General features: G+C 67.0%; 13 protein-coding genes. 2 read left to right on the forward strand and 11 right to left on the reverse strand.

The window, feature by feature from the left end; translation table 11 throughout:
- The first annotated feature begins 1 nt into the window (after nt 1).
- Complete coding sequence (locus ABCN56_RS02540; RefSeq protein ID WP_343079197.1) at nt 2-1159, forward strand: Gfo/Idh/MocA family protein; 1158 nt, start codon at nt 2-4, stop codon at nt 1157-1159.
- On the opposite strand, the gene ABCN56_RS02545 is transcribed toward ABCN56_RS02540, so the two are convergent.
- The 4 genes from ABCN56_RS02545 to ABCN56_RS02560 all read right to left on the reverse strand — a co-directional run bounded on the left by ABCN56_RS02545 (nt 1160) and on the right by ABCN56_RS02560 (nt 4600).
- The gene (locus ABCN56_RS02545) at nt 1160-2167 is read right to left on the reverse strand and encodes a LacI family DNA-binding transcriptional regulator (RefSeq protein WP_343079198.1); all 1008 of its coding nucleotides are present in this window, start codon (nt 2165-2167) and stop codon (nt 1160-1162) included.
- Between the two features lie 153 nt (nt 2168-2320).
- Nucleotides 2321-3469, reverse strand: coding sequence for an Mrp/NBP35 family ATP-binding protein (locus ABCN56_RS02550; RefSeq protein ID WP_343079199.1), 1149 nt, complete (start codon nt 3467-3469; stop codon nt 2321-2323).
- A gap of 11 nt (nt 3470-3480) precedes the next feature.
- Nucleotides 3481-4074 (reverse strand): DUF3306 domain-containing protein, encoded by a 594-nt coding sequence (locus ABCN56_RS02555; protein WP_343079200.1) that lies wholly within the window; start codon nt 4072-4074, stop codon nt 3481-3483.
- Nucleotides 4067-4600 (reverse strand): DUF3305 domain-containing protein, encoded by a 534-nt coding sequence (locus tag ABCN56_RS02560; protein ID WP_343079201.1) that lies wholly within the window; start codon nt 4598-4600, stop codon nt 4067-4069. Before ABCN56_RS02560 ends, ABCN56_RS02555 begins: the two co-directional genes overlap by 8 nt.
- 107 nt (nt 4601-4707) lie before the next feature.
- Here ABCN56_RS02560 and ABCN56_RS02565 point away from each other — a divergent pair, with 107 nt between their 5' ends.
- Nucleotides 4708-6756: a 4Fe-4S binding protein gene (locus tag ABCN56_RS02565; protein WP_343079202.1), complete on the forward strand. Its 2049-nt coding sequence runs from the start codon at nt 4708-4710 to the stop codon at nt 6754-6756.
- A gap of 43 nt (nt 6757-6799) precedes the next feature.
- On the opposite strand, the gene ABCN56_RS02570 is transcribed toward ABCN56_RS02565, so the two are convergent.
- The 7 genes from ABCN56_RS02570 to fdh3B all read right to left on the reverse strand — a co-directional run bounded on the left by ABCN56_RS02570 (nt 6800) and on the right by fdh3B (nt 12534).
- Nucleotides 6800-7807: a DUF6352 family protein gene (locus ABCN56_RS02570; protein ID WP_343079203.1), complete on the reverse strand. Its 1008-nt coding sequence runs from the start codon at nt 7805-7807 to the stop codon at nt 6800-6802.
- Nucleotides 7804-8514, reverse strand: coding sequence for a biotin/lipoate--protein ligase family protein (locus ABCN56_RS02575; protein WP_343079204.1), 711 nt, complete (start codon nt 8512-8514; stop codon nt 7804-7806). Before ABCN56_RS02575 ends, ABCN56_RS02570 begins: the two co-directional genes overlap by 4 nt.
- A gap of 5 nt (nt 8515-8519) precedes the next feature.
- Nucleotides 8520-8711, reverse strand: coding sequence for a DUF6494 family protein (locus ABCN56_RS02580; RefSeq protein WP_343079205.1), 192 nt, complete (start codon nt 8709-8711; stop codon nt 8520-8522).
- 37 nt (nt 8712-8748) lie between these two features.
- Nucleotides 8749-10044, reverse strand: a complete 1296-nt coding sequence (locus ABCN56_RS02585) for a (Fe-S)-binding protein (protein ID WP_343079206.1) — start codon at nt 10042-10044, stop codon at nt 8749-8751.
- Nucleotides 10041-10685 carry a hypothetical protein gene (locus ABCN56_RS02590; protein WP_343079207.1) on the reverse strand — a complete coding sequence of 215 codons (645 nt, stop codon included), beginning with the start codon at nt 10683-10685 and terminating at the stop codon, nt 10041-10043. Before ABCN56_RS02590 ends, ABCN56_RS02585 begins: the two co-directional genes overlap by 4 nt.
- A gap of 10 nt (nt 10686-10695) precedes the next feature.
- On the reverse strand, nt 10696-11826 hold the full coding sequence (locus ABCN56_RS02595; protein ID WP_343079208.1) for a formate dehydrogenase subunit gamma: 1131 nt from the start codon (nt 11824-11826) through the stop codon (nt 10696-10698).
- Nucleotides 11827-11931: 105 nt separating this feature from the next.
- Nucleotides 11932-12534, reverse strand: a complete 603-nt coding sequence (gene fdh3B / locus ABCN56_RS02600) for a formate dehydrogenase FDH3 subunit beta (RefSeq protein WP_343079209.1) — start codon at nt 12532-12534, stop codon at nt 11932-11934.
- Between the last annotated feature and the right edge of the window lie 5 nt (nt 12535-12539).

Here is a 12539-nt window from a genome sequence, read left to right on the forward strand (position 1 = left end):
AATGGCGAAACTGAACTGGGGCCTCGTTGGCGGCGGTGAGGGCAGCCAGATCGGCCCGGCCCACCGTCTGGGCGCGGCGGTCGACGGCGAATTCGCCTTCGTCGCGGGCGCTCTCGACCACCGGCCGGAGGCGGGGCGCGAATTCGGGCAGCGGCTCGGCCTTGCCGCCGACCGTTCCTATGGCGACTGGCGGGAGATGCTGGAAGGCGAGCGGAACCGTCCGGACCGGGTGGACCTCGTGACCGTCGCGACGCCGAACGCCACGCATTTCGACATCACCAAAGCCTTCCTGGAGGCGGGCTTCCACGTGCTCTGCGAGAAGCCGATGACGATGACCGTAGAGGAAGGCGAGGAGATCGTCCGTATCTCCGAGGCGACGGGCAAGATCTGCGCGGTCAACTACGGCTACACCGGCTATGCTCTCGTCCGGCACATGCGGGCCATGGTGGCGCGGGGCGACCTCGGGAAGGTCCGCCTCGTCGTGGCAGAATTCGCCCACGGCCACCACGCCGACGCCGCCGACGCTGACAACCCGCGCGTCCGCTGGCGGTATGACCCGAAGCAGGCCGGTGTCTCGGCTCAGTTCGCCGATTGCGGCATCCACGCGCTGCACATGGCGTCTTTCGTGGCCGGACAGCAGGTCGAGAGGCTTTCGGCAGACACCGTCTCCTGCATCGCCTCCCGTGTCCTTGAAGACGACGCGATGGTGAACTTCCGGATGTCCGGCGGTGCCGTCGGACGGCTTTGGACCTCCTCCGTCGCCATCGGCCGGCAGCATGGCCTCACGATCCAGATCTTCGGCGAAAAGGGCGGGCTCCGCTGGGCGCAGGAGCAGCCGAACCAACTTTTCTGGATGCCGCTCGGGGGCCGGCTTCAGGTGATCGAACGCGGCGAGGCCAATCTCTCGCCCGAGGCGGACCGCGCCAGTCGCGTCACCATCGGGCATGCCGAGGGCATGCCCCTCGCCTTCGCCAACATCTACCGCGACCTCGCCGAGGCGATTCGCGCCCGCAAGGAGGGCCGCGCGATGGACCCCGCGGCCGACCTCTACCCGCGCGCGGAGGATGGCCTGCGTTCCATGGCGGCCGTTTTCGCCGTCGCCGAATCCGGCAAGGCGGAAGGCACCTGGGTCGACGCCCGGCCGCCGATGTTCCGCTAGCTAGGGGCTGGGCAGGGGCCGGAGCGTCCCGCGCTCCACCACCTCGCAGGTGAGAATGCGGGCCTCCGGCGGGCCGTCAGGCGTCTCCGCGACCGCCACGGCGAGTTCGATGGAGGCCGCGACGATCTCCGGGATCGGCTGACGGATCGTGCTGAGGTTTATGATCTCCCAGCCGGCCATCTCCATGTCGTTGAGCCCGAGAAGACCGACGTCTCCCGGCACGTCGAGTCCGGCGTCCCTCAGGGCCGAGAGCGCGCCGATCGACAGCACGTCGTCGCCGCAGAAATAGGCTTCGGCCGGCGGCCCCTCGGACAGGAGCCGCCGCATTTCCGCCCTTCCCGCCTCGAAGGAATAGGCGGTGGCGAAGCTCGCGGTCGCCGCGGCCCCGGGATGGCGCGCCAATTCCTCGCGGAAACCGGTGAGGCGATCCTGCGTCGAGGTCGCCGCCTCCGGCCCGCCCAGGAACGCGAGCCGACGATATCCCCGCGCCACCAGCGTCCGTGCGGCAAGGCGCCCCGCCTCGACGTTGTCGATCCCCACCACATGCACCTCCGCCTGCCCCGTCGGCCGGCCGAAGGAATGCACCACCGGCACCCGCGCCTCGCGGAAGGCCCGCGAGAAGCTCGGCGGAAGAGTCGAGGAAGCGACGATCACGGCGTCGACCGAATACTGCCGCAGGAGCCGGACCGAGGCCGCGGGATCAGTTTCGTCCGAGAGGTTGACGAGAAGCGGCCTGAGCCCGCGCTCCTGCAGGCCCTTCGTGAAGCGGTCGAAGACTTCGAGGAATACCGGGTTGTGGAAGTTGTTCGAAACGAGCCCGATCAGCTTCGTCCGCCCCGTCGTCAGGCTGGAGGCCAGAACGCTCGGGCTGTAGCCAAGTTCGGCGGCGGCCTGCTCCACCTTGCGCCGGGTCTTTTCGGACACGGAGGCGCCTTCGGTGAAGGTCCGCGAAACCGCCGAACGGGAGACCCCGGCCCGCTTCGCAACGTCCTTCAATGTGACTGTCATCGATCCTTGCGCCACTCTCCGAGCCATACGCAGAGCCGACGGCCACGCGCTTCATGCGGCACATGAGACAAGGCTGCCAGCGGTTCTGCAACCGCTTTCATGCAGGAGGGGGGCCCTGCAGGACCGAAGGCGCCCGGCACTGCCGCCGACAGCTCAGTTCCCCGCCATCCGCCGTTCTTCCCCCAGCCGCTGCCAGACCTTCTGCGCGATCTCGCGATAGATCGCAGCCTGCGGCCCGTCGGGATCGGCGATCACGATCGGCGTGCCGCTGTCGGAATGGCTGCGGATCGTCATCTCCAATGGCACCTCGCCGAGGAACGGCGCGCCGATGCGGGCGGCCTCGGCCCGCGCGCCGCCGTGGCCGAAGATGTCGTGACGGCCGCCGCAGTCGGGGCAGATGAAGGTGGACATGTTCTCCACCAGCCCGAGGATCGGCACGTTGACCTTGCGGAACATGTTCAGCCCCTTGCGGGCGTCGATCAGCGCGAGGTCCTGCGGCGTCGAGACGATGATAGCGCCGGCCAGGGGCACGCTCTGCGCCATCGTCAGCTGGGCGTCGCCCGTACCCGGAGGCATGTCGACAATGAGTACGTCAAGCTCTCCCCAGTTCACTTCGCGCAGCATCTGAGTCAGTGCCTGCATCACCATCGGGCCGCGCCAGATCATCGGGTCTTCCTCGTCGACGAGGAAACCCATCGACATGACCTTGAGCCCGTAGGCCTCGAGCGGCTCGATCACCCCGCCCTCCCCCGCCTCGGGCCGGCCCGAAACATGCAGGAGCCGAGGCATCGAGGGGCCGTAGATGTCCGCGTCGAGAATGCCGACCTTCAGCCCGTTTGCCTGAAGAGCCAGCGCAATGTTGACCGAAGTGGTGGATTTCCCGACGCCGCCCTTGCCCGAGGCGACAGCGATGATGGCGCCGATCCCCGGCACCGGGGCCTTGGTGCCCGGCGGCGGAGTCTGGGGGCGCGCCTGCCGCAGCATCGGCGGCGGCACGTCCCCGGCCTGCGCGGCCTTGGGTGCCGGCCGGACTGGCTCTTGCCGGTCGGGCGCAGCACTCGCCGCCGTCAGGGTGACGATGGCCCTGCCCACACCCTCCGCGGACAGCGCCGCCTTCTCTGCGGCCGCACGCAAGGGCTCAAGCTGCTTGGCGAGCTGGGCCGGGACGGTCACCGAAAACGTGACCTTGTCGCCCTCGACCAACAGATCCGAAACCAGTCCGAGATCGACGATATTGCCGGTCAGTTCGGGACCCTTCACGCGGCGCAACTGCGCCAGCACCTTTTCCGCTTCGATAGCCAAGAAACCTCCCCTTAACCTTCGAGCCTGCGGCGAAGGGACACGCGGCGCGGCGCCTCCGGCTGCACCGTCGTATCTGGCTCTTCCCCCGCGTCTGATCCTTCCTCGTCCCAGGCCGGAGCTTCCGCCGGCTCCTCCTCGGTTGCGCGCGGCTCCTCCTCCGAAGCGGCAGGCGCCTTTATCGCGTCTTCCTGCGGCGCGCTCACGCTCCGCACGGTCTCATCGGCCTCGGTCATGTATCCGCGAACGACGTCCCAGCTCGATTTGTACACCTTGCGGGCGGGGTCCGTGTAATCTTCGTCGTAGTCGTTCAACCCGTCGAGATTGGCCAGAATCGGGTCCGAGGCGAAGAACTTCCGCAAGGCCCTGCGTCGAAGCAGATCCGGCACGCCACGCTTGAGAAAGATCGAGAAATCGTCGCCATATTTCAGCGCATCCAGATCGATGGCCTCGGCTGCCAGCCTGTTGGCCTCTTCCTCTGCCAGCCGCGCCGATTCCTCGGCCTCCAGGACCTCGGGATCGGGCGCGCTGACATCCTCCTCCGCCTCGACCTGCCGCTTCCGCCGCGACCAGCGGGCGACGAAGCCGTCTTCGTCCCTTTCAGCCATCCAATCCTCCGCCGCTCCGGCGATTGCGTTGCAGGAAGATCGGCTGCTTGCCGAATTTCTGTTCCTCGACATCGATCTTGTCGCGCCGGCGTTTCACGAATTTCCGCTCGACGTGGTAGGCGTCGAGGAAATCCAGCATCGCCTGTTCGATCTCGGGCGGCATCTGTATCCGCTCGATGAGATCGTCGCTTCCCACCTCGCAGTCCTGAGCCTCGTGCGGTGACGCGGTGACCATGTGCACGAACCAGTCCAGCGGGTGCGTGCCCTCCGTGTCGCGGCGCAGAACGACATAGAGAGCGGGCGCGCCGCTGTCGAAATTCTCGATATAGGCCTCGGTGTCGGCGGCGTAGCAGGTGAGGTCGAACCGCCCCATGTAGTAGCGCGTGACCCGGTCGTCCGAAAACAGCACGTCTCCCGGCTCCAGATCGGCGGGCGCCAGCATCACGCCAACCGGGATCCAGTAGTCCTTGGCCCAACGCGAAACGGACTTGCGCCGCTCCGCCATCACGCCAAGCATTATGGTCATCTCACGAGCCACGTGGCCGAAGCTCCTTTTGCCGGTGTCGGGTAAACAAGGTTGCCTCCTCCGTGGCAAAGAATAAGGTCATGTCACAAGACAACAAGGGAGAAGATATGGCCCGGGAGGAGACACGGCTTTTTCTGTGCAGTTGCGAAGGCTCGATGGAGGTCGCGCCGGACGGGCTCGGGAAGGCCCTGGGCAAGGTCGGGGGGCGCGAAGCCTCGTTTCACCGGCATCTGTGCCGCGCCGAACTGGCGAAGTTCGAGGCCGCGCTTCAGGACGACGCCCCGATCTGCGTGGCCTGCACGCAGGAGAGCCCGCTTTTCGCGGAAGTCGCCGGGGAGGCCGGGCGCGAAGGCCCTCGCTTCGTGAACATCCGCGAAACGGCCGGGTGGAGCGGCGACCGCGCGTCGCCGGTGCCGAAGATGGTCGCGCTCATCGAGGCTGCGCTTGCCCCGGTCACACCCGCGCGGCTGCGCACGATCGAGAGCGACGGGCTGTGCCTCGTGATGGGGCAAGGCCAGGCCGCCTACGAAGCGGCCGCGAAGCTGAACCGGACGCTTTCCGTCACGCTGCTCCTGACCGATCCGGCCGACCTGATGCTGCCGCCCGTGCTCGATTTCCCGATCTTCGCCGGCCGGGTGAGCAAGGCCCAGGGTTCGCTCGGCGGGTTCGAACTGACTGTTGACGGCTACGCCGCGCTTCTACCCTCTTCGCGGGGCACAGCGGAATTCACGATGGCCCGGAACGGCGCGAAGACACAGTGCAGCGTGATCTTCGACATGACGGGTGACGCCTCGCTCTTCCCGAGGCCCGAAGGACGCGACGGCTATTTCCGCGCCGATCCGGGCAGCCCTGCAGCCGTCCTGGAGGCAATCCTCGACGCGTCTGATTTCGTGGGCACTTTCGAGAAGCCGATCTACGTCACCTACGATGCCGGAATCTGCGCCCATGAACGGTCACGCATCACCGGCTGCACCAACTGCCTCGACCATTGCCCCGCCGGGGCGATCACCCCGGACGGCGATGGCGTTCACGTCGACCCCGGCATCTGCGGCGGCTGCGGCAACTGCGCGGCCCATTGCCCGACGGGAGCAATCTCCTACGCCTATCCGAACCGCTCCGACCAGATCGGACGGATCCAGACGCTGGCGCGCAGCTACCTCGCCGCGGGCGGCGCTGCCCCGGTTCTGCTACTGCATGACGCGAGCCACGGCACTCCGCTTATCGGCGCGATGGCGCGTCATGGCCGCGGACTCCCCGCCCGCGTCATTCCCTGGGAACTGCACTCGGCCAGCGGAATGGGCCACGATCTTGTCGCGGCCGCGCTCGCTGCCGGGTTCCGGCAGGTGGTCGTGCTGGCCGACCCGGCCAAGGCCGGGGAATTCGCCGCGCTGGAAGCGGAGGTCGACCTGATGGAGGCGCTGCTTGCGGGCTTCGGGCTTCAAGGCGGGCGCGTCGTGACGGTGATGGAGAGTGATCCCGACGCGGTCGAGGCCCGCATTCACTCCCTGACCAACCTGCCCGAGATCACCCATGGCGCTCCGGCCCCTCTCGGCGGCAAGCGCGAAGTCGCCCGCGGTGCATTGGCTGCGCTGGCCGAGGCGGGAAAGCCGGCTTCGGATCAGTTCGATCTTCCGGCAACGGCACCCTACGGCGCTGTCGTGGTCGACACCGATGCCTGCACTCTGTGCCTCGCCTGCGTCACCGCCTGCCCCGTCGACGCGCTGCGCGACGCGCCCGACAAGCCGCAGCTGCGGTTCGTCGAGGCTGCCTGCGTGCAGTGCGGGCTTTGCGCCAACACATGCCCGGAAGACGCGATCTCGCTTCAGCCGAGATACAACCTCGCGCCCTCCGTCATGCAGCCCGTGACGCTGAACGAGGACGAACCCGCGCTCTGCATCTCCTGCGGCAAGCCGTTCGCGGCGGGCGGGATGCTCCGGGCGGTGGAACGCACGCTGGCGGGAAAGCACCGGATGTTCGCCACCGAGGACAGTGCCAGGCTGCTGCGCATGTGCGACGCCTGCCGGCTGGCGGAGCTGTCGAGAGGCGGAACCGACCCCTTCGCCATCGCCCATCCGCGCCGGACGCGGACGACCGACGACTACCTCAACGCCGAGAAGAAGGGGCTGTCGATCGACGATTTCCTCGGCGACGAATAGGTTGCCTGTCCAAGCGACGGGGGTTCCTTGCCGCCTCCGTCGCTCACTGCCTGACAGGCAGAAGCGGCAGGTTCACCAGAAGGTTCTGCGGCTTCATCCTCAGCCGGTTGCCGGCATCGAGGGCGAGGCCGAGAAAAACCGGCTTGCCGCGCATCCGTTCGATCAGCCGATCGGGTTCGGCGACCTCCATCCGGAATAGCGCCGCGATGCGTCCCTGCCCCTCCGCCGGCAGTTCCTCGCCTCGGTAGAGCGCGTTGAGAATACGCGTCGCCTCCGCGTCGAGCCCCACGTGCCACGGCCAGCTCTGGTTCTGGACCGATTGCAGCGGCTGGACGCGCACGGTGAGGTCGAGGAAATGCAGAAGCCAACGCTCGATCAGCCGGGCGAAGGCATCCTGGCCGGGCTCGGCGAAACGGAAATCCAGCGCGAAGTCGAACCGGTCGGCGCGGTCCCAGTAGCCCGACGCCGTGCGCGGCGTAAGGATGTCGAGTTCCACCTCGCGCGGCGGCTCCGCACCGGCGGGCACCAGCGCCCCCGACTGCGCCCTTGTATCGACCACCTCCGCGTCGGCGAGCAGCAACTGCTCGTCCGACGTGGTCGCGACCTGGTCGCGGAAGAACAGCTCCGCGGCACGTGCCAGGAAAGCGTCCGTCTCTCCACGCAGTAGATTGGACATGATCAGGTGAACGAGCTGATCGATAAACATCGGAGGCACGGCCGGCGCGCCCGGCTCGAACAGCGCGCGATAACCCGCCTCGACCGAGCCGTGAGCGATCAGGTGGTCTCGGAAGCGCAGCACGACCGCGTAGTTCGCCGCCGTATCGCGGTCGGCGATGGCGGAAAGGTCCGCTTCGGTCACGGGCGCGGCGGGCTCGGCCATCAGCCGTTCGAACAGAGCGATCTCCGCCGCGCAGCTCTCGGCCACGGGATGGATCTCGGGCCGGGTATAGTAGGCCCGCAACAGCTCCGGGCTGACTTCAAGCCATCCGTTCTGCAGCCGCCGGGTCAGGTGCAGCCCCGCCGATTTCCAGATGACCGCCGCGTCTGTCATGTCCGGATTCCCAATGCCTTGGTGAGAGGGATGCCGCGCTCGCCCTGCCCCTCTACGGCGATCGCGCTGCCTGTGTCGTCGATCCGCACAAGGCGGGCGCCCTCGACCGAGGCTTCGGGCTCCAGTCGCGACGTCAGAACCCTTGCGACGGGCGTGAAGCCCTCATGGTGCCAGGCGTCGAGCCAGGAGAGGAAATGCCGCGCGACGGCACCGATCAAGGCGCTGCGGTCGATATCGCCGCAGCCTTCCTCGTGCAGGGCCGTCAGATGCGCCACTTCGCCCGGCTCGCCAGGCAGATCGTCGGGCAGAGTGAGCGCGATACGGAAACCCACGACGATGTGGGCGGGCACCTCTTCCGCCCGCGCGCCCTCGGGACGGGCAAGCGTCACCTCCCCCGCGACGCCGCCGTTGGCAAGGACCGTCAAGGGCCAGCGCACCCCGTAGGAAAAATTGGGCGGTCCGATCGCACCAAGCGCGTCCCCGATCGCGACAAGCATCAGGGGCGCCATCTGCGCCGCCACCCTGAGAGGAACCTCGGGTTCCAGCACCAGCGCGGCAGCGGCCACCGCCGTCTCGTCCGACCAGCAGAGAATCCCCGCGCCGAAATGACCCGCCCTCCCCCCTTCCAACGCCACGCGCGAAGGATCATACCCATCGGTCACGGGATGGCCGGTGAGTAGCGGCGGAAGCTCCGGCGGAGGCAGCACGTCAGTCAGGGCAGTTCGATCTCTCCCTCGACGACATGATCCAGCGGCGCGCCCTCGGCCGTGAGCACCATCTTCACCTTGAGCTTGCCGCCGCCAGCCTTGCCGCCCCGCACCAGTTCCTCGATCTGCTGCTGCGAGGTCACGCCGACCTGCTTGAGAAACTTGCGCATCGACATGTTGAAGGCTTCTTCGCTCATCAATCCTGCTCCTTTTTTTGTCCGGCGCCGCTGCGCCCTATTCGTCAATCTGGTCGGCCAGCACTTCGACGAGGCTCTGGACCTCGTGCTCCCAACCGAGCGCCTGGCGGCTTTCGTCCATCGTCAACCGACAGTTGGCACAGGCCGAGACGAGACCATCGGCCCCTGTCGCCGCCACCTGGTCCATCTTGATCCGAAACACTTCATGGCGCAATTCCGAGGCGCTGGCCATAGCCTGCACGCCACCGCCCCCGCCGCAGCACCAGTTATGGTTACCTGTCGGTGACATCTCGCGGAAGTCGGTCGCGAAAGCGCCGATTATGTCGCGCGCGGCCTGCGTCGCGCCGCCCCGGCGAGACACCTGGCAGGGGTCGTGATACGTCATCGCGACATCGGATTTCTTGAGCTTGAGCTTGCCGGCCCGGATGAGGTCCGCGAGGAACTCGGTGATATGCGTCACCTCGAAGGGCAAGGGCCGGCCGAGGATATTCGCCCCGCTCCAGCGCATCGCACCGTAGGCGTGGCCGCATTCGGGGATGACGAGCGTCTTGGCCCCGACCGCCTCGGCAGCTTCGGCAAGCCGCTCGACCATCACCTTCGCCACGTCGCTCTTGCCCGAGAGCACGCCGAAATTCGTCGCCTCGTAACCCTTTGACGAGATCGTCCAGTCGACGCCGGCGTGGTTCAGGAGCCGCGCCATGGCGACAATCGAATCCGGGTATTTCATCATCTCGATGGACGAGACGGTGATGAGAACCTCGGCCTTGTCGCGGTCGAGCGGGATATCGATCTCGTTATCGTCGGCAAGCCACTCGATCCGGTCGGCAAGAACCTCCGAAGTCATGCCAAGGGGGCTCCCCTTGTCGCGCGCGTTGTCGGCCGCCTGCATCAGGTCGGCCGGCCCGAGGCCCGCGGCCACCATGGCCTGGCGCGAAAGCGCCACGATCGAGGCGATGTCGATGCCCATCGGACAGACCTCGGTGCAGCGGCCGCACATGGTGCAGCTGTCGAACAGGATCTCCTGCTGTTCGATGAGGTAGTCCGCGGTCAGTTCGGGCGGCACGAGCCCGAGCATCCGCTTGATCCCGGACAAGGGTGCCTTGTGGCGCTTGTAGACCCGGGTGATGGGCTGAAGCTTCAGCGCGGGCGTGTATTTCGGGTCCCGCGTGACTTCGTGGAAATGGCAGGCCTGGCTGCACTGGCCGCAATGGATGCAGGCGTCGAGGTAGGACGCGACATGGCTGCCGGTCAGGGCGAGGAACTTGTCGATCGCCCCCTGCGTATTGACCTGTCGCTTCTCTGCGTTTGCGGTGTCGGTCACGGCGTCGCTCATGGCGTCACCCCCCTGCGTCCGTAGGTTGCGCCGGTGTAAGAGCGGCTGAAGGCGAAGGTGAAGGCGTGCATCAGGCGGCTGAACGGGAAGTAGATCAAGAGCGCCTCGACGGCGAGCATGTGGAGCGCGCGCAGTCCGTCATGCGCCTCCTGCAGCGCGAGGCAGCCGGTCAACATGACGACGAAGGTGAGCCAGGTGGCCACGTGGTCGTCGGCATCCGACAGCCGGCGCATCACCGGGTCGGTCATCCGGCGGACCCACATCAGGATGAGCCCGGCAAATGCCGCCTCCGCCGCGAGGATGAAGCCCCAGCGCGGCAGCGGCGTCCAGCCGACGCCAAGGATGCGCTCCTCGATGAAGGCGATATGCGGCGCCGCGAAGAAGAGAAGCACGAAGAGGCCCACGTGAAAGGCGTAGCCCGTCAGGAAGTGGTAGACTGTGCGCTTGAGGTTGCCGCCATGCGGCACCGAATGGAGCGCGATCGCCTTCAGCGCCCCGCCCACGCCCGAACCGCGCGCCACGCTGCGGTCGACGGGACGACCCAGCCGCAGGATGCCGATCAGGCGCCAGGCCACGCCGGCAACGAAGACGGTTGCGGCGATGTACCACAGAGGCCCTTCGGTCAGTTCCAGAAACGTCATGCCCATCCTCCTAGACGTCGCCGGCCGCGGCCTTGACCTCGGCGCGGACGCTGTCGGTGCTCGCCGCAGCGAGGTGGTCTTCATACCAAAGGTCGTGGTGTTCCTTGGCCCAGTTCTCGTCGACCGTGCCGCGCGTCATGCCTTCAAGCGCGCCCTCCATCCCGATCGTGCCGAGGTAGATGTGGCCCATGCCGAAGGCAATGAAGGCCAGCGCCGCGACCGCATGGACCACGGTGGCTATCTGCAAGAGCGCGCGTTCGGGCGGTACGGAGGGATCCACCTGTTCGGCGAAGACCGGCAGGTGGTTGGGAAAGAGCATCAGTATCCCGGAAACCGAAAGTGCGATCCCGCAGAGCGTAGCCCACCAAAACCACGATTTCTCGCCGAAATTGTAGCGCCCGGAGCTCGCGTGTCCGCCCAGCAGCCCGCCGCCCTTGAACGCCCATTTCAGATCGACCCAGCGATAGCCGTTGCCCCGCACGAAGGTGACGAAGAGCGCGACGATAGACAGGATGAAGAGCGGCCCGAAAAGGTTGTGGCCCTGCATCGAGGCGCTGGCCAGAAGGGCGAAGGCATCGGCACCGATGACCGGAATCAGAAGCGGCCGACCGAAGAGGATGATCAGGCCGCTCACGCCAAGCAGGACGAAGAGGATCGCGGTGAACCAGTGCACCACCCTCTCAACCAGGGAAAATCGGGGTATGACCCGGCCGGAGCGGCCTCCCTTGATCTTGATCCTCCCCCGCACGACGAAGAAGACGGCGAGAATGCCCAGCACTGCCAGAAGCACCTGACCGCCGTAGGGTATGACCCATTGCAGGCGCAGAAGCCGCCAGTCCTCGCCCTGGGACTGGATCAGCGTCGCCGCGTTGGGATCGGGGATCGTGGCCGTACCCTCCGCACCGAGGCGGATGTCATGCCAGATCTCCCCATCGGACCGGTTCCCCAGGACGCCACCCCGGAAATCAGGGCCAAGCGGCACCTCGGATGTCGTCGCGGATTCGGGCGGACGCACGGAGCTTTGGGCCTGCGCTGCCCCCGGCAGGGACAAGGCCAGAAGGCCAAGGACCGCAAGAAGGACCGGGATCCGCCGGGCAGCGGCCCAAAGCGACCGCACGGACAGAATTCTCGGACTGGGCATCAATTCACTCCCCAAACAGGTAAGGCGTGGGTTCCGGACACTGTGCCCGGAGTAGCCGGGGCGCAGATTGCGCCCCGGCCTTCCCGTCGAGGTTCCGCCGGCGGCTCAGCCGCCGCTCGGGTCCTTCGCCTGGTAGGCAGTGCCCCAGCCCCAGGCTCCGGCCCCGAAGCCGCGCGCCACGATGCGTTCGCGGTAGATCGTCGAGACCGTGTCGCCGTCGCCCGCGAGGAGCGCCTTGGTCGAGCACATTTCCGCGCAGATCGGCAGCTTGCCTTCGGACAGACGGTTGCGCCCGTACTTCTGGAACTCTTCGAGCGAACCATCGGCCTCCGGGCCGCCAGCACAGAAGGTGCACTTGTCCATCTTGCCGCGCGAACCGAAGCTCGACGCCTGAGGATACTGCGGCGCGCCGAATGGGCAGGCGTAGAAGCAGTAGCCGCAACCGATGCACAGGTCCTTGCTGTGCAGCACGACGCCTTCCCCGGTCTGGTAGAAGCAGTCGACCGGGCAGACCGCCATGCAGGGCGCGTCCGAGCAGTGCATGCAGGCGACCGAGATCGACCGTTCCCCGGGCTTGCCGTCGTTGATGGTGACCACCCGACGACGGTTGATCCCCCAGGGAACCTCGTTCTCGTTCTTGCAGGCGGTGACGCAGGCGTTGCATTCGATGCAGCGTTCGGCGTCACAGAGGAATTTCATACGTGCCATGATGT

This window comes from Ostreiculturibacter nitratireducens (assembly GCF_032670585.1).
GTDB classification, from domain to species: Bacteria; Pseudomonadota; Alphaproteobacteria; order Rhodobacterales; family Rhodobacteraceae; genus Ostreiculturibacter; species Ostreiculturibacter nitratireducens.